The organism is Pseudomonas sp. LLC-1, assembly GCF_002992185.1.
In the GTDB taxonomy this organism is placed as follows: Bacteria; Pseudomonadota; Gammaproteobacteria; order Pseudomonadales; family Pseudomonadaceae; genus Aquipseudomonas; species Aquipseudomonas monteilii.
The window spans coordinates 304,292-324,899 of the sequence record NZ_LUVY01000006.1 but is presented as its reverse complement, the minus strand read 5'-3'; the positions used below and the strand labels follow the sequence as shown (position 1 = coordinate 324,899).

Genomic DNA, 20,608 nt, shown 5'->3' with positions numbered 1-20,608 from the left:
ATCACCGCATGGCGTTCCAGCAACGTCATCGCTGTCAAAAGGAGCCTCGGCTCCTTTTTTCGTTTCTGCCCTCCCGGTTTGATCTGGCCCATGGCCAATTGCCTGCCGATCCGCTTCAATGCGTAGATGGTTACGTGAAGCATTTCGAAAGGACAACGCATGTTTCTCTCCCGCTGGCTACCGGGCCTTGCCAACCTGCTGCACTACCGCCGCGAATGGTTCCATGCCGATTTGCAGGCAGGCCTCTCGGTCGCGGCGATTCAGATACCCATCGCCATCGCTTACGCACAAATCGTAGGTTTGCCGCCACAGTACGGCCTGTACGCCTGCGTGCTGCCAATGATGGTCTACGCCCTGATCGGCAGCTCGCGCCAGCTGATGGTAGGCCCTGACGCCGCCACCTGCGCGATGATCGCCGGTGCCGTGGCGCCGCTGGCGATGGGTGACCCGCAACGCATCGCCGAACTGTCGGTGATCGTCACCGTGCTGGTCGGAGTGATGCTGATCGCTGCCGGCCTGGCACGAGCCGGGTTCATTGCCAGCTTCTTCTCGCGACCGATCCTGATCGGCTACCTCAACGGCATCGGCCTGAGCCTGATCGCCGGGCAGCTGTCCAAGGTGGTGGGGTTCAAGATCGAGGGCGACGGTTTTATCCTCAGCCTGATCAACTTTTTCCAGCGCCTGGGTGAGATCCACTGGATCACGTTGTTCATCGGCCTGGCCGCTCTGGGCCTGCTGATCTGGCTACCACGGCGTTTCCCACGCCTGCCGGCCGCACTGACCGTGGTGGCACTGTTCATGTTGCTGGTCGGCCTGTTTGGCCTCGACCGCTTCGGCGTCGCCATCCTCGGCCCGGTGCCGGCCGGCATCCCGCAGCTGGCCTGGCCGCACAGCAACCTGGCGGAAATGAAGAGCCTGCTGCGCGACGCCCTGGGTATCGCCACCGTCAGCTTCTGCAGCGCCATGCTCACCGCACGCAGCTTTGCCGCCCGCCACGGCTACGCGATCAACGCCAACCACGAATTCGTCGCCCTGGGCGTAAGCAACCTGGCGGCCGGGGTGTCCCAGGGCTTTGCCATCAGCGGCGCCGACTCGCGCACCGCCGTCAATGACATGGTGGGTGGCAAGAGCCAGCTGGTGGGCATCGTCGCCGCGCTGGTCATTGCCCTGATCCTGTTGTTCTTCACCGCGCCGATGGCGTGGATCCCGCAGGCAGCATTGGGCGCCGTGCTACTGATGGCCGGCTGGGGGCTGATCGACATCAAGTCGCTGGGGCTCATCCGCCGCCTGAGCCGCTTCGAGTTCTGGCTCTGCCTGCTGACCACGGCGGGTGTGCTGGGCCTGGGCGTGCTGCCCGGCATCGTGTTTGCTGTGACCCTGGCGATCCTGCGCCTGCTCTACAGCATCTACCAACCCACCGACGCCGTGCTCGGCTGGCTGCCGGGCACCGAAGGCCAGGTCGACATCCGCAAGCACAAGGACGCCCGCACCGTGCCGGGCCTGGTGGTGTACCGCTTCGACGACGCGATCCTGTTCTTCAACGCCGACTACTTCAAGATGCGCCTGCTCGAAGCGGTGCAGAGCCAGGACCAGCCCAAGGCCGTGCTGTTCGATGCCGAAGCCGTCACCAGCATCGACGTCAGCGGTATCGCCGCCTTGCGTGAAGTGCGCGACACCCTGGCCGCGCAAGGCATCTTCTTTGCCATCGCCCGCGCCCGGGGCACCTTCCTGCGCATGCTGGTGCGCTCGGGGATGGCACGGGAAATGGAAGACAAACTGCTGTTCGGCTCGGTGCGGGCGGGAATTCGGGCGTATCGGGTGTGGCGTAACCGCAACCGCAGCACGCTCATTACCGGAGCGGGATGAACAGAACGCTATCGCAACCCATTCGGCCCCTACAGAGAAAAGGACTACCCGCCCCCCGGAAAAGGATGATCGCCCAGTGAGGAGCGGATTCGCTAGCCTCGCTGACCCGATCCTGAATACGGCCGGGCAATCCTTCTCCGTGGCGCTGGACAACCAGCAGCTACGCCAATGGCGTACAACCTGTTATGCTTTTTACCGAAACAGCCTTGTTCACCAAGCGAGTCAAGGAACGCCTAGATCAGCAACGCAACGCGCTGAGGTCGATCATTGAACACTGGAGGCACGCATGAACCGCTTTTTTGACGAACTGCTGGAAAGCGTGCAACAAATGGACGACATCGTCCAAGGGAAGCAGGCGCCTTCTCGGGAATTCGAGATTGATGCACTCCTGGTGCGTAACATCCGCAAGGCAACGGGGCTCACGCAAGCACGCTTTGCCGAGATAATCGATGTTCAGGTAGCAACATTGAGGAATTGGGAACAAGGACGACGAGAACCTACCGGGCCTGCCAAGGCATTACTACGCGCAATACGTAATGATCCTGATCATGTATTAAAGGCCCTTGCGCACTGACAAGGGCCTGTAGGCGTCGCACGCCCTGCACGACATGCTAAAGTCGCCCCGCTCCCCGCTCCACCCAACGGACTCCAGCATGCCTGCACTTGACGCTACCCTCACCCCTTGGCCAGAACTCGCCGCCCGCCATCCCTGCGATGCCCTGCTACTGGGCAATGGCGCCAGCCGCGCAGTGTGGAAGCCGTTCGGCTATTTCTCGCTGTTCGAGGAAGCACAACGCGCAGGCCGCAAGAAAGGCCTGGCGGTCAGTGACCAGGCCCTGTTCAAGTCGTTGGGCACGGAACTGTTCGAGCCGGTGCTCAGCGCCCTCAACACCACCGTGCGCGCCAACGCCGCGCTGGCCATCAACTCCACCGCACCGCTGAACCGCTATTACTCGATCAAGGAAGCGTTGATTCACGCCGTGCGCACGGTACACCTGCCGTGGCCGCTGATGCCGCCAGCCACCCTCGCGGCCCTCAACCAGGCCCTGCGTGGCTACCGCAGCGTCTACACCAGCAACTACGACCTGCTGCTACCGTGGGCTGTACAGAGCGCCCCACACGGCTTCGCCGAACTGTTCGACGAACAAGGCTTCTTCGACGTGCGTCGCACCCGCAGCGAAGGCACGCGGGTGATGCACCTGCACGGCGGCCTGCACCTGCTGAAGCTGCCCGACGGCACCACCCGCCAACGCAGCGCCGACAGCGCCGAACTGCTTGATGGCTTTGCCGTGAACATCCCAGGTGAAGTGCCACTGTTCGTCAACGAAGACCGCAGTGACGAAAAACTGCGCGCCATCCGCCATTCGGATTACCTCAGCTGGTGCCTGGGGCAGCTGGCCCAGGAAAGCCAGGGGTTATGCCTGTTCGGTCAGCACCTGGACAGCAGTGACCAGCACCTGCTCGAAGCCATCCGCCTGGCCCGGCCGAAGCAGCTCTCGATTGCTATCCGGCCGGTGAGCGAAGCTTCGGTGATCAACCAGAAGCAGCATTTTGTTGATCGGCTTGGAGATTTGGCCGGGACGCAGGTGCATTTCTATGACGCCAGTACGCATCCGCTGGGGCTACCAGATTTGGCGATCGATCGACCAGCGGCTAGACGCTAGCACGCCCGCGGCACGAGCACGCCAGCAGGCTTGCTAGTGGTTGCTTTCAAAGCAACCCATCCGCCCGCAACAACGTCTCCAGGCAATGCTCCTGCACCCCATAAAACGCCTTGAGCTGGCCAATCTTCTCCAGCAACTCGCCGTTAGCCAACGGCTGCCGCCGCTTCACCGCAAGAATCATCTTGTTCTTGTTGGTGTGCTCCAGCGAGATGAACTCGAACACCTTGGTTTCGTAACCGCTGGCTTCCAGGTACAACGCGCGCAGGCTGTCGGTGAGCATTTCGGCCTGCTGGCCCAGGTGCAAGCCGTATTGCAGCATGGGTTGCAGCAACCCCGGGCTGTGCAGTTGCGGGCGGATCTGCTTGTGGCAGCACGGCGAGCACATGATGATCGCGGCGTTGCAGCGGATACCGGTGTGAATGGCGTAGTCGGTGGCGATATCGCACGCATGCAGGGCGATCATCACTTCGATGGCCTCGGGCACCACGCTACGTACATCACCGCACTGGAATTCCAGCCCCGGGTGCTCCAGGCGCGAAGCGGCGGCGTTGCACAAGTCGACCATGTCCTGGCGCAGCTCTACACCGGTGACCTGTGCCTCACGGCCCAGGCTGTTGCTCAGGTAGTCATGCATGGCAAAGGTCAGGTAGCCCTTGCCCGAGCCGAAGTCGGCCACCCGCAGCGCCTGCTCCGCAGGTACCGGCGCACTGGCCAGGGCGTGGTCGAAGACCTCGATGAACTTGTTGATCTGCTTCCACTTGCGCGACATGGACGGGATCAATGCACCTTGTGCGTCGGTCACGCCGAGGTCACGCAGGAACGGCCTCGACAAATCCAGGTAGCGCTTCTTCTCGCGGTCATGGCCGCTGCTCGCCGTGGCCTCGCGTGGAGCCTGCGCGCCGTGACGTTGCAACATCGGCTTGCCCTTCTTGCTGAAGGTCAGTTGCACTTCGCCATCTGCGTCGAACAGGTGGGCATTGCGGAAGCTGTCCGGCAGCAGCTCGGCTACCAGCGCCTGCGCCTGTTCCAGCGACAGGTTGCGGGTAATGTCGCGGGTCTGGTGGCGGTAGACCAGCGACAGGCATGGCTGGCCCTTGACCTGCAGCGGCTTGGCGATGATCCGTTGCAAGGTCTGGTCGGCACCGACATGGCGCGCCAGCACCAGTTTGACCAAGGTGTTGCCGTGCAAGGCTGCATTCAGAAGGCCGAGAAACCGGGCGCGTGCATCTGACGCAGAGGGGGCGGAAGAACTGGCGGACATGGAGAAACGGTGCCTCGAATAGCGGGAACCGCATTCTACACCCTGCAGGTTCCAAGTCAGTCCAGGATCACCAACCGGTTGGGCAACTCGTTGCGCGCATGGGTAGGCGGCACATGCTCGCTAAGCAGCTCTCCGCACGCATCGATGCACTCGACAAACCCCTGCAAGGTCCGCCCCTGACGCACCTGCTCGGCAAAGCGGGCGACGATGGCCGCCCGCGCGTTGGCATCCAGATGATGCTCGATACCGCGGTCGACCAGGATCTCCACGTGCCTCTCCGCCTCGCTGACGAAGATCAGCACGCCCGTGGCAGCTGCGGTGCGCTGCAGGTTTTGTTCGCGAAACTGCTGGCGGGCCAGCCGCGAAGCGCGCCAGCGGCGCAAGGCACGGGGAATTAGCCAACCGGCCAGGCGCGGGTTGCGCAGCAACAGGCACAACCCGACGAACAGCAGCACGTTGGCCACCAGCAGACCGCGCATGCCAGGCCAGCCCAGCAGCCACTGCAGCAGCCCCGGCACGGCCAGCGCCAGCACGGCAGCCCAGAACAACGGCCAATAGGCGTAATCGTCAGCACGGCGCGCCAGTACCGTCACCAGTTCGGCATCGGTTCGCTTTTCAGCACGGGCAATGGCTTCGGCAATCTGCCGTTGATGGTATTCGTCGAAAGGGGTCATGCCGTCGGTCTCTTGAGCGTTCTTATAGTTGTTGTCCCGGCATTCGGGGCTTCGTCCCCAGGCGACATATTCAGGCATAATCCGCCGCTGGAAAACGAGCGTGTCAATCGTACAACAATAGCCGCCTGAAAACTTCGGCCGCGCACGTATCACCGCTGGATACGGCAGAGGCCCCACAACGGAATTGATGATGAAATTGTCTTTGCTGGGCCTGGCCATGGGCCTTGCCAGTCAGGCGGCCCTCGCCGCCCCCACCGCCCCGCCCCTACAGGACAAGCAGGCGTTCATCGACCATCTGATCAGCCAGATGACCGAAGCCGAGAAAATCGGCCAGTTGCGCCTGATCAGCATCGGCCCGGAAATGCCACACGAAAAGATCCGCGAGGAAATCGCCGCTGGCCGTATCGGTGGCACCTTCAACTCACGCACCGCGCCCGAAAACCGCCCGATGCAGGACGCGGCCATGCGCAGCCGTCTGAAGATCCCGATGTTCTTCGCCTACGACACCGTCCACGGCGAGCGCACCATCTTCCCGATCGGCCTGGGCATGGCCGCCACCTGGGACATGGACGCCGTGGCCAAGGTTGGCCGCACCGCCGCCATCGAAGCCTCGGCCGACGCCCTGGACATGACCTTCGCACCCATGGTCGATATTGCCCGCGACCCACGTTGGGGCCGTACCAGTGAAGGCTTTGGTGAAGACACCTACCTGACCTCGAAGATTGGCCAGGTGATGGTGCGCTCGTTCCAGGGCAGCAGCCCGGCCAACCCCGACAGCATCATGGCCATCGTCAAGCACTTCGCCCTGTACGGTGCCGTGGAAGGCGGGCGCGACTACAACACGGTCGATATGAGCCTGCCGAAGATGTACAACGACTACCTGCCGCCCTACCGCGCCGCCCTCGACGCCGGTGCCGGCGGGGTGATGGTGGCACTGAACTCGATCAACGGCGTGCCGGCCACCTCCAACACCTGGCTGATGAACGACCTGCTGCGCAAGGAGTGGGGCTTCAAGGGTGTGACCATCAGCGACCATGGCGCCATCCAGGAGCTGATCCGCCACGGTGTCGCCCGCGACGGTCGCGAAGCCGCCAAGCTGGCGATCAAGGCCGGCATCGACATGAGCATGAACGACACCCTGTACGGCGAAGAGCTGCCAGGCCTGCTGAAGTCCGGTGAAGTGACCCAGGGCGAGCTGGACCAGGCGGTGCGCGAAGTACTCGGAGCCAAGTACGACATGGGCCTGTTCAAGGACCCGTACGTGCGCATCGGCAAGGCCGAAACCGACCTGAAAGACTACTACGGCAACGACCGCCTGCACCGCGAAGCCGCGCGTGATGTGGCCCGCCGCAGCCTGGTACTGCTGGAAAACCACAACCAGACCCTGCCGCTGAAAAAAGCCGGCACCATCGCCCTGGTCGGCCCGCTGGCCGATGCACCGATCGACATGATGGGCAGCTGGGCCGCCGACGGCAAGCCCGTGCACTCGGTGACAGTGCGTGAAGGCTTGCGCCGCGCCGTAGAAGGCAAAGCCAAGCTGGTCTACGCCAAAGGCTCCAACGTCACCGGCGACAAGGCGATATTCGATTACCTGAACTTCCTCAACTTCGACGCACCGGAAATCGTCGACGACCCGCGCCCGCCTGCGGTGCTGATCGACGAAGCCGTAAAGGCTGCCAAGCAGTCCGACGTGGTCGTAGCGGTTGTCGGCGAGTCGCGTGGCATGTCCCACGAGTCGTCCAGCCGCACCACCCTGGAAATTCCAGCCAGCCAGCGTGAGCTGATCAAGGCCTTGAAGGCGACCGGCAAGCCGCTGGTGCTGGTGCTGATGAACGGCCGGCCGCTGTCGATCGGCTGGGAACGCGAGCAGGCCGACGCCATCCTCGAAACCTGGTTCGCCGGTACCGAGGGCGGCAATGCCATCGCCGACGTGCTGTTTGGCGACTACAACCCATCTGGCAAGCTGGCCATCACCTTCCCGCGTTCGGTCGGGCAGATCCCGATGTATTACAACCACACGCGCATTGGCCGGCCGTTCACGCCGGGTAAGCCGGGTAACTACACGTCGCAGTACTTCGAAGAGCCTAACGGCCCGCTGTACCCGTTCGGCTATGGCCTGAGCTACAGCAGCTTCGAGCTGTCCGGCCTGAAGCTGTCGCACAAGGACCTCAAGCGCGGTGACAACCTGGAGGCCAAGGTGACGGTGAAGAATACCGGCAAGGTGGCCGGCGAGACCGTGGTGCAGCTGTACCTTCAAGATGTGTCGGCCTCAATGAGCCGCCCGGTCAAGGAACTGAAAAACTTCCAGAAGCTGATGCTCAAGCCGGGTGAGTCGCGGACCTTGACCTTCCGCATCAACGAGGATGACCTGAAGTTCTACAATGGCCAGCTGCAGCGGGTTGCCGAGCCAGGTGAGTTCAATGTCCAGGTAGGGCTGGACTCCCAGGCGGTGCAACAGCAGAGCTTTGAACTGCTGTAACTGAAACCGGCCGCCTGTACCGGCCCTTTCGCCGTTAGACCTGCGAAAGGGCCGGCCCCGATCCCCAAATATTCCGGATCCGCCCCAATGCCCTTTTCCTTTCGCGCCCTGCGTCTGGGGCTGATCACCTTGCTCATCCTGCTGGGCACCGCCCTCAGTGCCGGCTGGGCCATGCACCAGGCCAAGCGCCAGGCCATGGAAGACGACGCCCGGCGTGCCAGTCAGCAACTGGGGCTGTACGCCAATGCCCTGCACACCCTGATCGACCGCTACCGCGCCCTGCCCGCCGTACTGGCGCTGGACCCGGAACTGATCGCCGCCCTGCGCGGCCCGGTCAATGAACAGGTGCAGGACGCCCTGAACCGCAAGCTGGAGCGCATCAATGGCGCGGCCAATTCCTCCACCCTCGAGCTGCTCGACCGCACCGGCCTGGCCATTGCCGCCAGCAACTGGCGGCTGCCCAGTAGCTACGTCGGCTCCAACTACGGTTTCCGCCCCTATTTCAAGCAAACCCGCAGCCAAGGCAGTGGCCGCTTCTACGCCGTGGGCGTAACCAGTGGCGTACCGGGCTACTTCCTCGCCAGCGCGGTAAATGACGAGCATGGCCGCTTTCTCGGAGCCATGGTGGTCAAGCTGGAATTCCCCGAGCTGGAACGCGAATGGCGCCAGGGCAGCGATATCCTGCTGGTCAGTGACGCCCGTGGCATCACCTTCATCGCCAACCAGGATGGCTGGCGCTACCGCGAGCTCCAGCCGCTGAGTGGTGCCGACCGTGCCGAGCTGGCTGAAACACGCCAGTACGACAAACAGCCGCTGGTGCCCCTGCAGCATCAGGTGCTGACCCGTTTTGCCGAGTACAGCACCCTTAGCCGCGTGCAAGGCCCGCAGGGCAGTGCCGAGTACCTGTGGGAAAGCCTGCCGCTGGAAGGTGACCACTGGACCTTGCACCTGTTGCGCAAGCCACAGGTGGCCGCCGATGGCCGCAATGCCGCCCTGGGCGCCGCAGCCGTGTGGCTGAGCCTGGTGTTCGCCGCCCTGTTCGTCAGCCAGCGCCTGCGCCTGGCCCGCCTGCGCCAGCGCAGCCGGCTAGAGCTCAAACGCCAGGTCGAAGAACGCACCCGTGAGTTGCGCACCGCCCAGGAGGGCCTGGTGCAGTCGGCCAAACTGGCCGCCCTCGGGCAGATGTCGGCCGCCATGGCCCACGAAATCAACCAGCCGCTGACCACACAGCGCATGCAACTGGAAACCCTGCGGCTGCTGCTGGACCACGGCCGTTACGACGAAGCGCGCCAGGCCCTGGAACCGCTGGAACAAATGCTCACACGCATGGCCGCACTGACCAGCCACCTGAAAACCTTTGCCCGCAACAGCCCCGTCGGCCTGCGCGAGCGCCTCGATCTGGCCACCGTGGTCGACCAGGCCTTGCACCTGCTGGAAACCCGCATCCGTAGTGACGAGGTCGAGGTGGCCTTGTACCTGGCACGCCCGGCCTGGGTACGCGGCGATGCCATTCGCCTGGAGCAAGTGCTGATCAACCTGCTGCGCAATGCCCTCGACGCCATGGCCGACAAGCGCTACAAACGCCTGGAGGTGCGCATCGAGCCAGATGGCGAGCTGTGGCGCCTGAGCGTGCTGGATTCGGGCGGAGGCATCACCGAGGCCGACCTGGCCAAGGTGTTCGACCCGTTCTTCACCACCAAGCCGGTGGGTGAAGGGCTGGGCCTGGGCCTGGCCATTTCCTACGGTATCGTCCACGAGGCCGGTGGCCAACTGCTGGCCGAAAACGTACCTGGTGGCGCACGCCTGAGCCTTACCCTGCCCCGTGACCTGGAGCCTGTATGTTGAATTCAGTGATCGTCGTCGATGATGAAGCCAGCATCCGTACTGCCGTCGAGCAATGGCTGAGCCTGTCCGGTTTCACTGTGCAGTTGTTCGCTCGCGCTGATGAATGCCTGGCACACCTGCCACGGCACTTCCCGGGGGTGATCATCAGCGATGTGCGCATGCCAGGCATGGACGGCCTGCAATTGCTCGCGCGCCTGCAGGCGGACGACCCCGACCTGCCCGTGATCCTGCTGACCGGCCACGGTGATGTGCCCATGGCAGTAGAAGCCATGCGCAACGGGGCCTATGACTTCCTGGAAAAACCCTTCACCCCGCAGCACCTGCTGGGTAGCCTGCGCCGGGCACTGGAAAAGCGCCAGCTGGTCCTTGAAAACCGTCGGCTGCACGAACAGGCTGACCTCAAGTCACGCCTGGAAGGCACACTGCTGGGGATGTCCCAGGGCCTGCAGCAACTGCGCAGGCAGGTGCTGGACCTGGCCGGCCTGCCAGTCAACGTGCTGATTCGTGGTGAAACCGGCAGCGGCAAGGAGCGGGTCGCCCGTTGCCTGCACGATTTTGGCCCGCGCGCCGGCAAACCATTCGTTGCCCTCAACTGCGCGGCCATCCCCGAAGCGCTGTTCGAAGCCGAACTGTTCGGCCATGAAAGCGGTGCCTTCACCGGCGCCCAAGGCAAGCGCATCGGCAAACTGGAGTACGCTAACGGTGGCACGGTGTTCCTCGACGAAATCGAGAGCATGCCACTGGCGCAACAGGCCAAGCTGCTAAGGGTGATCCAGGAGCAGAAACTGGAGCGTTTGGGGGCTAACCAGAGCATCAGCATCGACTTGCGAATCATTGCCGCGACCAAGCCCGACCTGCTCGACGAGGCCCGTGCCGGGCGTTTTCGCGAAGACCTGGCCTACCGCCTGAACGTGGCCGAACTGCGCCTGGCGCCGTTGCGTGAGCGGCGCGAGGACATTCCACTGCTGTTCGAACACTTTGCCCGTGCAGCAGGCGAAAAGCTTGGACGCTGCGCACCGCCGCTGTCGGGGGCACAGCTGGCGCAACTGCTGTCGCATGACTGGCCAGGTAACGTTCGCGAGCTGGCCAATGCGGCGGAGCGGCACGCGTTGGGGCTAGGTTCGCCAAACATCGAGGTAGCGCCTGCCGGGCAATCGCTGGGCGAGCAGATGGAGGCGTTCGAGGCGCAATGCCTGCGCGCAGCGTTGCGACAGCATGGGGGCGAGATCAAGGCGGTAATGGAGACCTTGCAGCTGCCGCGGCGCACGCTTAATGAAAAGATGCAGCGGCACGGGTTGGTGCGCGAGGATTTTGTCGGGCGAGAATGAGCGGAAATCCGCTTATGACCAGGATTTAGTAGGCGAGATTCCGCTTATCAACTCAATATTTTGGGGCTGCTTTGCAGCCCATCGCGACACAAGGCCGCTCCTACAAGGGCCGTGCAAGGCTTGCTATTACGGGGTTCGCGGAGCTCGCAACGCCCCCAAATGAATCACCCTGCACCCATTTGGCACACCTTCTGCAATTGCCTTGGCAAGCTGCGCCACGGCGCGCTCCACAAAAACAACGAGAAGGTATCCCTGATGGATAACGCCACCTCCCTGCCCGCCGGGGCGGCCACTGCGCCCGCCGCGGAAAAAACCACCGCCAGCCGCCTGAAGTCGATCTTCAGCGGGTCCATCGGCAACATGGTCGAATGGTACGACTGGTACGTCTACGCCGCATTCTCGCTGTACTTCGCCAAGGCCTTCTTCCCGGCCGGCGACTCCACCGCACAATTGCTCAACACCGCCGCGATCTTCGCCGTGGGCTTCCTGATGCGCCCGATCGGTGGCTGGTTGATGGGCCTGTACGCCGACCGCAAGGGCCGCAAAGCTGCATTGATGGCCTCGGTACTGCTGATGTGTGCAGGCTCGCTGGTCATCGCCCTGACCCCGGGCTACGAAACCATCGGTGTTGCCGCACCGATCCTGCTGGTGATTGCGCGCCTGATGCAGGGCCTGTCGGTGGGTGGTGAATACGGCACCTCGGCCACCTACCTCAGCGAGATGGCCAGCAAGGACCGCCGTGGTTTCTTCTCCAGCTTCCAGTACGTGACCCTGATCTCCGGCCAGCTCATCGCCCTGGCAGTACTGATCATCCTGCAGCAGACCCTGACCACCGAGCAGCTGTACGCCTGGGGCTGGCGCGTGCCGTTCGTGATCGGTGCGCTGTGCGCCGTGGTGGCCCTGTACCTGCGTCGCGGCATGGAAGAAACCGCCTCCTTCACCAAGAAGGAAAAGGCCAAGGAAAGCCTGATGCGCACCCTGATGCGCCACCCCAAAGAGCTGATGACCGTGGTCGGCCTGACCATGGGCGGCACCCTGGCCTTCTACACCTACACCACCTACATGCAGAAGTACCTGGTCAACACAGTGGGCATGAGCATCAGCGACTCGACCACCATCTCGGCCGCCACGCTGTTCCTGTTCATGTGCCTGCAGCCGGTGATTGGTGGGCTGTCCGACAAGATCGGCCGTCGCCCGATCCTGATCGCCTTCGGTGTGCTCGGCACCCTGTTCACCGTCCCGATCCTCAGCACCTTGCACACCATCCAGACCTGGTGGGGCGCGTTCTTCCTGATCATGGCCGCGCTGATCATCGTCAGCGGCTACACCTCGATCAACGCAGTGGTCAAGGCAGAGCTGTTCCCGACGGAAATCCGCGCCCTGGGCGTGGGCCTGCCATACGCCCTGACCGTGTCCATCTTCGGCGGCACCGCCGAATACGTGGCCCTGTGGTTCAAGAGCGCTGGCATGGAAAGCGGCTTCTACTGGTACGTCACCGCCTGCATCGCCTGTTCGCTGCTGGTATACGCAACCATGAAGGACACCAAGCAGCACTCGCGGATTACTACTGAGTAATGCTGGCCTGGCAGTACTGACAAAGGGCGCCTTATTGCATAGGGCGCCCTTTTTTCATTCACGAACGGCACCCGTGAGCCGATTAACAAACCTATTCGGCTCACAAGTTGAGCCGAATAGCGCTATTATTCGGCTCACTTAATGAGCCGAATAGCCGGCTTATTTGGCTCACGGGATGGATCGGCAACAATTATGAACAGCCCTTCGTGGATCTGGCAGCAACCTGCCTGGCCTCAATTTACCTGGCAAAACGAAGCCATCGCCCCACTGCTGCGAAACTGCATCGACATGCAAGGCCGCCTGCTGGGCAAGATGGGCAACGTCGACGCGCTCAGCGAATGCCAGAACATGCTGGACACGCTGCTTCAGAACATCGTCACATCCTCGGCAATCGAAGGTGAAAAGCTGAATGATGGCGAAGTCCGCTCTTCCCTCGCTCGCCGACTGGGCATTGAAGAACAGGGCGCCACCAATGCTCGCAGTGAAGGACTAGCGGAGTTGATGCTGGATGCAACGCAAGGGTATGACCGACCGCTGACCCTGCAACGCCTGTTCATTTGGCACCAGTGGCTGTTCCCGGTGACGCAAGGTACCTTGAGCAAAGCGGTACTGGTTGGCCAGTTACGGGATGAATTGCCCATGCAAGTGATCTCTGGCCGCCTCGACAAGCCCACCGTGCATTTCCAGGCACCACCGCGCGATGGCCTTGAAGCTCAGCTCGCCGAATTTCTCGACTGGTTTGCCAACAGCCTCGACACTGCCAGCCTGGACCCACTGCTGCGCGCCGGTATCGCCCACTTCTGGTTCGTTACACTGCACCCATTCGACGATGGCAATGGTCGCCTGACCCGAGCAATTACCGACCTGGCGCTGGCGCAAGGTGAGCGCCAGGCCATTCGCTTCTATGCCATGTCCGCCAGTATTCTCGAAGACAGGGCCGGCTATTACCAGGTGCTGGAGCGCAGCCAGAAGGGCGGTCTGGATATCACCCTGTGGCTAAGCTGGTTTCTTGCCACACTGCTGCGTAGCCTCGAACAGGCACTGGCCAACATCGACCGGACATTGGCCAAGGCCAGGTTCTGGCAGGCGCATCGCGCAGATGGTTTGCTGCCAGAACAGGTAAAGGTACTCAACAGGTTGCTTGATGGTGGCCCCCGCGGTTTCGAGGAAGGCATCAGCGCCACTCAATATCAGGCAGTGGCGAAGGTGTCCAAGGCCACTGCGACCCGCCACCTAGCCGACCTGCTCGACAAGGCCTGCCTCGTTCGCTTGCCAGGCGGGGGCCGTAGTACGCGCTACCGCATCAATACTCAAGACATCTCCAACGCCTGACGCGGCTCACGGCGCTGGTACCAGCTGGCCATCAGCACCAGCACCAGCAACACCCCGCCCAGCACAGCCGAAGAGCCGACCGTGCCAAAGTCCAGGCCGCCCTTTTCATGGGGTTTGGTCAGGACATCGCCCAGCGTGGCGCCAAACGGACGGGTAAGCACGAACGCCACCCAGAACAGCACAACGCCTGGAATACGCGTCCAGTAGCGGGCCACCACTACCAAGGCAATGGCACTGCCGATCAGCAACGCGCCGCCAGCAAAACCGAGCCCCGAATCATCGGCCAGGTAATCGCCCAGGGCAGTGCCAAGCGTGTTGGAAAACAGGATCGCCACCCAGTAGAACAGCTCGCCCGTGCGGTTCTTGATACGGGTGACATCCAGTGGGTTGCCGCTCAGGCGCCACACCAGGAAGGTCAGCAGCAGGATGCCGATGAGCAAGGCCGACCCCGTGGCATAACCCAGGCCCAGGGTGCGATCCATGAAGTCGGACATGGTGGTGCCGGCGGTACTGGTGGAGAGGATCACCAGCCAATACAGCATCGGGTGGTAGCGGCGCGAGTAGAGTTGGCCAAGCAAGGTCAGCAGGAACACGCTGATCAGCAGCAGCGAGCTGACGGCATAGCCAACGTTCAGCGTCATCGACAGCAAGTCGCCCGCCGTTTCGCCAAGGGTGGTAGCGCAGATCTTCATGACCCAGAAGGCCAAGGTGATTTGCGGGAGTTTGTTCATTGTTGTGCCGCTCCAGTTTGAGGTGCGGCGATGGTGCTGATCGATGCCTGAAAAATCGGTTGGTGATGCATGAAAAAAGCGTTGATAGATCTTTGAAACAAGATATTTCGTTCTTAACGTCCCATTAATTCCCACCCTTCAAGCTGAAATAGCTGACAGAACGACGACGCGCGGGCATGCGGCTCTTGGGTGATGCCACAGCCTGACTCACGCGAAGCGTTCCCATATACATCGAATAATTAGATTTTTAATCGCTATTTTTTGCGCTTTTTAATCAAATTAATCGGCGTAGGATTAAACCCATAGAAACAAACAACCCCTGTAACCCTTGGAGCAACGACCATGAAAAACAAACTGATCCTTACCCTGGCCCTCTCGGTTTTCGCAGCTGGCGCTTACGCCGAAGATGGCTTCGACCGTACCAACGCCCACACGTTTGCAGCGGTACAGAGCCAGTCCGCTACCTACGCTGAAGATGGTTTCGACCGCACCGGTGGCCAACGCTTCGCCGAAGACGGCTTCGACCGCACTGGCGGCCAACGCTTCGCCGAAGACGGCTTCGACCGCACTGGTGGCCAACGCTTCGCCGAAGACGGCTTCGACCGCACTGGTGGCCAACGCTTCGCCGAAGACGGTTTCGACCGCACTGGCGGCCAACGCTTCGCCGAAGACGGCTTCGACCGCACCAACGCCCACCGCATCAGCTGATCCCTGATGCGTGCACCCAGCCCGGCTTTGGCCGGGCTTGATCATTTGCAGACGGGCACAGGCTTGGCACACTAGGCACCTCGCAACCCAGGAGGTGGGCCAGCAAGCCCAGCACAGATGTATTACTACGAACCCGCCAAAGGCCACGGCCTGCCCCACGACCCGTTCAACGCCATCGTCGGCCCCCGCCCCATCGGCTGGATCTCCTCGCAAGACCGTGAAGGCCGCCTGAACCTGGCGCCCTACAGCTTTTTCAACGCGTTCAACTACATCCCGCCGATCATCGGTTTCTGCAGCGTCGGGCGCAAAGACAGCCTGAACAACATCGAACAGACCGGCGAATTTGTCTGGAACCTGGCCACCCGCCCGCTGGCTGAGCAGATGAACCAGAGCTGCGCACCGGTTGCGGCCGAAGTAAACGAATTTGAATTGAGCGGCCTCACTGCCACGCCGTCGAGCATCGTCAACGTACCGCGCGTGGGGGAAACCCCCGTGGCCTTCGAGTGCAAGGTCAGCCAGATCGTGCAGCTCAAGCGGGCAGACCAGGCGCTGGTGCCCAGCTGGCTGATCCTGGGTGAAGTGGTGGCGGTGCACATTGCCGAGCACCTGCTGAAAAACGGCATCTACGACACCGCTGCCGCCGAACCGATCCTGCGTGGCGGTGGCCCGGCGGACTACTTCGAGCTGGGCAACCTGTTCAAGATGGCCCGCCCGCCGGCCTGATCACCAGATCAGCTCACCCTCTTCGCTGACGCCTTGCAGGCGTTGCAGCTCGGCCGTAGCCGCTTCGTCGGCGGCCACGGCCCCCTTGAACACCTGCCCGTCCAGTACCTTGTGAAAACGCGGCGCGCCGCCCATGCCCAAGGCCTTGACCGCGATGGCCGCGTTGTAGCCGCCCCCCTCGACCGGGACCATTGCCGAAACCGCTTCAAAATGCGGGAATTCCCTACGTGCCATGTTGCTATCCACTTGGTTGAACAAGGCCGTCATTTTACCCCATCACTGATCAATCGAAGGTATGCAGGTCCAAGCTGCTGACCACCTGTGCCTGCACCAGCTCGCCAAACACCTCCAACGTTGGCGAAGCGAAGTAGCCACTCATCGCCTGCTGGTCCTGCCAGCTACCGCTGAGCAACCAAAGGTCGGCATCCGCCTGGGAGCGCTGAACCGTGAAACTCAGGCAGCCCGGCGCCCGCAGCGAGGGTTCGAGCAGGTCACGCAGTCGCGCACCCAACTCGGCCGAGCGCCCGCTGCTGGCACGGATGAAAGCAAGGTGGGTGACCGGTTGTTTTGAGGTCATTGCACAATCTCCTTGAAGCAGGCGGACGGAAAAGCCAGGCTGCCAAGGTTAGGGGCTACCTCGCGCGACGCGTTAGGCCATTACTGCATGCCGATTGCCTAATCCTGCAGCGCGGCAGGATCAGGCAATCGACGTGCAGCTTTCGACTAGCGCCCGCCATTGCCCAAACCTATGCTGCGTCGGTCAGCAGAGGAAATCCACCATGACCACACCGACACCCATCGACCCGCCCCTGGAATTGCAGCGCCAGGAGCTTGCGGAACTGATCCGCCGCCATGCCGGCGAGCCCCACGGCCCGGCCTCGGCCATCGATGGCCTGTTCCTGGTGCGCTACACCGAGAACGTGCGCTCGGTGCCGACCCTCGCTCAACCCGCGCTGTGCATCCTGGCCCAAGGCAGCAAAAGCCTGTTCCTCGGTGACGAACAATATGCCTACGACCCGCTGCACTACATGGTGGTTTCGGTAACCTTGCCACTGAGCGGCGTAAAGCTCGACGCCAGCCCCGAACACCCCAGCCTTGGGTTGCGCATAGACCTGGACCCGGCAGAGATCAGCCAGCTGATTGCCGAGAGCGGGCCGATGCTGGTGCCCAACCGGCCTTCCGGCCGCGGTTTGTATGTGGACAAAACCGATGCGCCATTGCTTGATGCCCTGCTGAGGCTGATCCGACTGCTGGACACGCCGCGCGATATCGCGATGCTGGCACCGTTGTTCCGCCGCGAGATTCTTTACCGTTTGTTGCGCGGGCCTCAGGGTTATCGGCTGTACGAAATTGCCTTGGCCAACAGCCAGACGCACCGGGTTTGCCAGGCCATTACCTGGCTCAACAACAACTATCAACAGCCGCTGCGTATCGAGGACCTGGCCCGGGAGGTCAACCTCAGCACCTCGACCCTGCACCACCGCTTCAAGGCCGTGACGTCGATGAGCCCGTTGCAGTACCAGAAGCAGCTGCGCCTGCAGGAGGCGCGGAGGTTGATGCTCAATGACGGGCTGGAGGCGGCGGTGGCGGCTTATCGGGTGGGGTATGAAAGCCCGTCGCAGTTCAGCCGGGAGTACAGCAGGCTGTATGGAGCGCCACCGATTCGGGATGTGGCCAGGTTGCGGGCAACAGCCGGTTGAGCTCAGTTTTTCCTGTACCGGCCTCTTCGCGGGTAAACCTGCGAAGAGGCCGGTACAGGTCAAGCACTACATTATCCCTGCACTGTTTCTTGCCACTGGTTCTGATCTACCTGAATCAAGGTCGGCCCCTTGCGTTCCACCGCCTGCCCCAGCGCCGCCTGCAACTGCGCCACATCCGCCACATTCTCCGCCGCCGCGCCCAACGCCCGCGCCACGCCGATGAAGTCCGGCGTATGAATATCCACACCAACCGGCTCGATCGCCCGGTTGACCATGTACTTCTTGATTTCCTCGTACCCTTGGTTATTCCACAGCAGCACGATCAGCGGCACCTGCGCCTCCACCGCGCTGGCCAGCTCCGGCAGGGTGAATTGCATACCACCATCGCCAATCAGGCACACCGCAGGCGCACGCTGGCCGATTTGCTCCGCACTCCCGAGCCAGGCGCCCATGGCCGCAGGTAGCGCATAACCCAGGGTGCCGTAGCCGGTCGAGGCATTGAACCAGCGACGTGGCTGATCCATGTCCAGGGTCAGGTTGCCGGTGTACACCGGCTGGGTCGAATCGCCCACCAGAATGGCATTGGGCAGTCGCTCAAGAATGGCGCTCAGCAAACGCGTCTGGCTCAGTGTCGGCTGGTCCCAGCCTGCCGCCAGAGCCTCGCGCAGGTTGGCCACCCGGGCCACACCCCAGGTGCTTTCACGCACGGGTTGCGGCTGAGTCTGCAAAGCACCGAGCAGCGCTTCGGCGGCCAATTCGGCATCAGCCACCAGCGCCAGCTCCGGCAGGTAATTGCGCACGGTCTGGTCCGGGTCGATATCGATGCGCAGCAGGCTTCCCGGGATCTCGAAGCCACCCTTGAACGTCACGTCATAATCGGTTTCAGCCAGTTCGGTACCGATCGCCAGCACCACGTCGGCCTCGGCGACGAGCGCCCGCGTGGCAGGCAACGACTGGGTCGAACCGATTTGCAGCGGGTGGCTGGCCGGCAGCAAACCCTTTGCATTGATGGTGAGCGCCACCGGTGCCTGAAGGTGTTCGGCCAGACGTGCCAAGGCAGCACCGGCTGCCAACGCGCCCCCCCCTGCCAGAATCAACGGCCGCTTTGCACCGGCCAGGCGCTCGGCCATCTGTGTTACAGCTTGCGGGGCAGCCCCCGCACGGCTACCGCGCACGGGCCGGCCCGGCAGCAGGAAATCGGCCGGTTCGACCAGCACGTCGAGCGGGATTTCGATATGCACCGGGCGTGGTCGGGCGCTGTCGAACACGGCAAATGCCCGGGCCAACACCTGCGGCAGGTCTGCTGCACTCATCAAGGTGTGGGAAAACGCAGCCACGCCCGACACCAGCGCCGCCTGGTTGGGCAGCTCGTGCAGCTTGCCACGGCCACCGCCCAACTGGTCACGGGACTGCACGCTGGAAATCACCAGCATCGGGATCGAATCGGCATAGGCCTGGCCCATCGCCGTGGTGATGTTGGTCATGCCCGGGCCGGTGATGATGAAGCACACTCCGGGTTTACCACGGGTGCGCGCATAGCCGTCAGCCATGAACCCGGCACCCTGCTCGTGGCGCGGAGTGATGTGGCGAATGGACGAACCCGCCAGGCCGCGATAGAGCTCCACGGTATGTACACCGGGAATGCCGAAGACATGGTCCACGCCATAGCCTTCAAGGAGTTTGACCAGTACTTCGCCGCACGTTGCCATCAGGGTTCACCATGAATCTGGTTGGGTTATGTGCTTATTGGACCCAACCCACGACTACCACCACAATGCAAAAAAACACATACTAGCCATGTCCTGTAATCATGGCTTATCGCAATGAAACGCCTACCGCCCTTACCCGCCCTGCACACCTTTCTGGTGACCGCCCAGCACTGCAACTTCACCCGTGCCGGGCAACAGCTGCACATCACGCAAGGCGCCGTCAGTCGCCAGATCGCGGCCCTTGAGGAGCACCTGGGGTATGCGTTGTTCCAGCGCCAGGCCCGTGGGCTGAGCCTGACCCGTGAAGGCCAGGACTGGCTGCCACGGGTGCAGCAGGTGTTCGCACTGATCGAACAAGGCGTGAATGAGGTGGGCGGACGCAGCACGACCTTGCAGCTCAAGGCACCCACCTGCGTGATGCGCTGGTTACTGCCACGCCTGATGGAGTGGCAAGCACTGCGCCCGGATGTGCCGGTGGAGCTGACGACCACGGTGCAGCACGGGGTGGACTTTCGCCGGGAGGGCTTCGATGCGGCAGTGGTCTATGGCGACACGCCGAACCACGGGTTACAGGTGCGCAAGTTGTTCGATGAACAGCTGACGCCGGTGTGTGCGCCGTCGCTATGCGACGGGCCAGTACCCTTGCGGCAGGTGGATGACCTGTCGCGGCACATGTTGCTGCACCCATCGCGGGACGAGCATGACTGGCGGTTGTGGTTGCAGGCGGCCGGGGTGACGCTGGCCGCTCATGGGCCCAAGCAGCACTTCGAGACGCTGGACATGGCAATGGCCATGGCCTCGCAGGGGACCGGGGTGGCAATTGGCGACTGGTCGCTGATTGGTGATGATCTGCGCGGGGGGCGGCTGTGCATGCCGTTTGCGCTGAAGGTGATGACTGGTAAGGGGTACTACCTGGTGAGCCAGGCCAGGAGCTTGCCGCCGGGGTTGGTGGAATTGCTGGACTGGCTGGAGAGCCAGGCCAGCCTATGAAGGCCTCTTCGCGGGCGTGCCCG

General features: G+C 62.6%; 18 protein-coding genes. 12 read left to right on the top strand and 6 right to left on the bottom strand.

The window, feature by feature from the left end:
* The first annotated feature begins 159 nt into the window (after positions 1-159).
* The 3 genes from A0O30_RS05275 to A0O30_RS05265 all read left to right on the top strand — a co-directional run bounded on the left by A0O30_RS05275 (position 160) and on the right by A0O30_RS05265 (position 3,530).
* Positions 160-1,866, top strand: a complete 1,707-nt coding sequence (locus A0O30_RS05275; RefSeq protein WP_105945803.1) for a SulP family inorganic anion transporter — start codon at positions 160-162, stop codon at positions 1,864-1,866.
* 286 nt (positions 1,867-2,152) lie between these two features.
* Positions 2,153-2,440 carry a NadS family protein gene (gene nadS, locus A0O30_RS05270; protein WP_025754594.1) on the top strand — a complete coding sequence of 96 codons (288 nt, stop codon included), beginning with the start codon at positions 2,153-2,155 and terminating at the stop codon, positions 2,438-2,440.
* Positions 2,441-2,519: 79 nt separating this feature from the next.
* Positions 2,520-3,530: a DUF4917 family protein gene (locus tag A0O30_RS05265; RefSeq protein ID WP_105945802.1), complete on the top strand. Its 1,011-nt coding sequence runs from the start codon at positions 2,520-2,522 to the stop codon at positions 3,528-3,530.
* Between the two features lie 46 nt (positions 3,531-3,576).
* Here A0O30_RS05265 and A0O30_RS05260 read toward each other — a convergent pair whose 3' ends face one another.
* The gene (locus A0O30_RS05260; RefSeq protein WP_105945801.1) at positions 3,577-4,791 is read right to left on the bottom strand and encodes an SAM-dependent methyltransferase; all 1,215 of its coding nucleotides are present in this window, start codon (positions 4,789-4,791) and stop codon (positions 3,577-3,579) included.
* 56 nt (positions 4,792-4,847) lie between these two features.
* Positions 4,848-5,465, bottom strand: a complete 618-nt coding sequence (locus A0O30_RS05255) for a TPM domain-containing protein (RefSeq protein WP_105945800.1) — start codon at positions 5,463-5,465, stop codon at positions 4,848-4,850.
* 187 nt (positions 5,466-5,652) lie between these two features.
* Here A0O30_RS05255 and bglX point away from each other — a divergent pair, with 187 nt between their 5' ends.
* The 5 genes from bglX (at position 5,653) to A0O30_RS05230 (ending at position 14,024) form a co-directional block, all read left to right on the top strand.
* Positions 5,653-7,944 (top strand): beta-glucosidase BglX, encoded by a 2,292-nt coding sequence (gene bglX / locus A0O30_RS05250; RefSeq protein WP_105945799.1) that lies wholly within the window; start codon positions 5,653-5,655, stop codon positions 7,942-7,944.
* Between the two features lie 87 nt (positions 7,945-8,031).
* Positions 8,032-9,789, top strand: coding sequence for an ATP-binding protein (locus A0O30_RS05245; protein ID WP_105945798.1), 1,758 nt, complete (start codon positions 8,032-8,034; stop codon positions 9,787-9,789).
* Positions 9,783-11,117 (top strand): sigma-54 dependent transcriptional regulator, encoded by a 1,335-nt coding sequence (locus A0O30_RS05240; RefSeq protein WP_105945797.1) that lies wholly within the window; start codon positions 9,783-9,785, stop codon positions 11,115-11,117. Before A0O30_RS05245 ends, A0O30_RS05240 begins: the two co-directional genes overlap by 7 nt.
* A gap of 255 nt (positions 11,118-11,372) precedes the next feature.
* Positions 11,373-12,692 (top strand): MFS transporter, encoded by a 1,320-nt coding sequence (locus A0O30_RS05235; protein ID WP_060498004.1) that lies wholly within the window; start codon positions 11,373-11,375, stop codon positions 12,690-12,692.
* A gap of 192 nt (positions 12,693-12,884) precedes the next feature.
* Entirely contained in the window at positions 12,885-14,024 is a 1,140-nt protein-coding gene (locus A0O30_RS05230; RefSeq protein WP_105945796.1) for a Fic family protein, read from the top strand.
* On the opposite strand, the gene A0O30_RS05225 is transcribed toward A0O30_RS05230, so the two are convergent.
* Positions 14,003-14,755: a membrane protein gene (locus A0O30_RS05225; protein ID WP_019097251.1), complete on the bottom strand. Its 753-nt coding sequence runs from the start codon at positions 14,753-14,755 to the stop codon at positions 14,003-14,005. The genes A0O30_RS05230 and A0O30_RS05225 overlap by 22 nt on opposite strands.
* A gap of 342 nt (positions 14,756-15,097) precedes the next feature.
* Here A0O30_RS05225 and A0O30_RS05220 point away from each other — a divergent pair, with 342 nt between their 5' ends.
* Positions 15,098-15,463, top strand: a complete 366-nt coding sequence (locus A0O30_RS05220; RefSeq protein ID WP_028698581.1) for a hypothetical protein — start codon at positions 15,098-15,100, stop codon at positions 15,461-15,463.
* 117 nt (positions 15,464-15,580) lie between these two features.
* Entirely contained in the window at positions 15,581-16,186 is a 606-nt protein-coding gene (locus A0O30_RS05215; protein WP_016713656.1) for a flavin reductase family protein, read from the top strand.
* Here the strand turns inward: A0O30_RS05215 and A0O30_RS05210 are convergent, their stop codons facing one another.
* Entirely contained in the window at positions 16,187-16,453 is a 267-nt protein-coding gene (locus tag A0O30_RS05210; RefSeq protein WP_016713655.1) for a hypothetical protein, read from the bottom strand.
* 16 nt (positions 16,454-16,469) lie between these two features.
* Complete coding sequence (locus A0O30_RS05205; protein ID WP_016713654.1) at positions 16,470-16,763, bottom strand: putative quinol monooxygenase; 294 nt, start codon at positions 16,761-16,763, stop codon at positions 16,470-16,472.
* A 202-nt stretch (positions 16,764-16,965) separates the two neighbouring features.
* On the opposite strand from A0O30_RS05205, the gene A0O30_RS05200 reads away from it, so the two are divergent.
* On the top strand, positions 16,966-17,886 hold the full coding sequence (locus A0O30_RS05200; RefSeq protein WP_105945795.1) for an AraC family transcriptional regulator: 921 nt from the start codon (positions 16,966-16,968) through the stop codon (positions 17,884-17,886).
* A gap of 71 nt (positions 17,887-17,957) precedes the next feature.
* Here A0O30_RS05200 and A0O30_RS05195 read toward each other — a convergent pair whose 3' ends face one another.
* Positions 17,958-19,595: a 5-guanidino-2-oxopentanoate decarboxylase gene (locus A0O30_RS05195; RefSeq protein ID WP_105945794.1), complete on the bottom strand. Its 1,638-nt coding sequence runs from the start codon at positions 19,593-19,595 to the stop codon at positions 17,958-17,960.
* Between the two features lie 114 nt (positions 19,596-19,709).
* Between A0O30_RS05195 and A0O30_RS05190 the strand changes: the two genes are divergently transcribed.
* Positions 19,710-20,585, top strand: coding sequence for a LysR substrate-binding domain-containing protein (locus A0O30_RS05190; RefSeq protein ID WP_105945793.1), 876 nt, complete (start codon positions 19,710-19,712; stop codon positions 20,583-20,585).
* Positions 20,586-20,608: the final 23 nt, after the last annotated feature.

Coding starts and splice junctions, on each gene's coding strand:
- A0O30_RS05275 (WP_105945803.1), top strand. CDS start 160: ATGTTTCTCTCCCGCTGGCTACCGGGCCTTGCCAACCTGCTGCACTAC.
- nadS (WP_025754594.1), top strand. CDS start 2,153: ATGAACCGCTTTTTTGACGAACTGCTGGAAAGCGTGCAACAAATGGAC.
- A0O30_RS05265 (WP_105945802.1), top strand. CDS start 2,520: ATGCCTGCACTTGACGCTACCCTCACCCCTTGGCCAGAACTCGCCGCC.
- A0O30_RS05260 (WP_105945801.1), bottom strand. CDS start 4,791: ATGTCCGCCAGTTCTTCCGCCCCCTCTGCGTCAGATGCACGCGCCCGG.
- A0O30_RS05255 (WP_105945800.1), bottom strand. CDS start 5,465: ATGACCCCTTTCGACGAATACCATCAACGGCAGATTGCCGAAGCCATT.
- bglX (WP_105945799.1), top strand. CDS start 5,653: ATGATGAAATTGTCTTTGCTGGGCCTGGCCATGGGCCTTGCCAGTCAG.
- A0O30_RS05245 (WP_105945798.1), top strand. CDS start 8,032: ATGCCCTTTTCCTTTCGCGCCCTGCGTCTGGGGCTGATCACCTTGCTC.
- A0O30_RS05240 (WP_105945797.1), top strand. CDS start 9,783: ATGTTGAATTCAGTGATCGTCGTCGATGATGAAGCCAGCATCCGTACT.
- A0O30_RS05235 (WP_060498004.1), top strand. CDS start 11,373: ATGGATAACGCCACCTCCCTGCCCGCCGGGGCGGCCACTGCGCCCGCC.
- A0O30_RS05230 (WP_105945796.1), top strand. CDS start 12,885: ATGAACAGCCCTTCGTGGATCTGGCAGCAACCTGCCTGGCCTCAATTT.
- A0O30_RS05225 (WP_019097251.1), bottom strand. CDS start 14,755: ATGAACAAACTCCCGCAAATCACCTTGGCCTTCTGGGTCATGAAGATC.
- A0O30_RS05220 (WP_028698581.1), top strand. CDS start 15,098: ATGAAAAACAAACTGATCCTTACCCTGGCCCTCTCGGTTTTCGCAGCT.
- A0O30_RS05215 (WP_016713656.1), top strand. CDS start 15,581: ATGTATTACTACGAACCCGCCAAAGGCCACGGCCTGCCCCACGACCCG.
- A0O30_RS05210 (WP_016713655.1), bottom strand. CDS start 16,453: ATGACGGCCTTGTTCAACCAAGTGGATAGCAACATGGCACGTAGGGAA.
- A0O30_RS05205 (WP_016713654.1), bottom strand. CDS start 16,763: ATGACCTCAAAACAACCGGTCACCCACCTTGCTTTCATCCGTGCCAGC.
- A0O30_RS05200 (WP_105945795.1), top strand. CDS start 16,966: ATGACCACACCGACACCCATCGACCCGCCCCTGGAATTGCAGCGCCAG.
- A0O30_RS05195 (WP_105945794.1), bottom strand. CDS start 19,595: ATGGCAACGTGCGGCGAAGTACTGGTCAAACTCCTTGAAGGCTATGGC.
- A0O30_RS05190 (WP_105945793.1), top strand. CDS start 19,710: ATGAAACGCCTACCGCCCTTACCCGCCCTGCACACCTTTCTGGTGACC.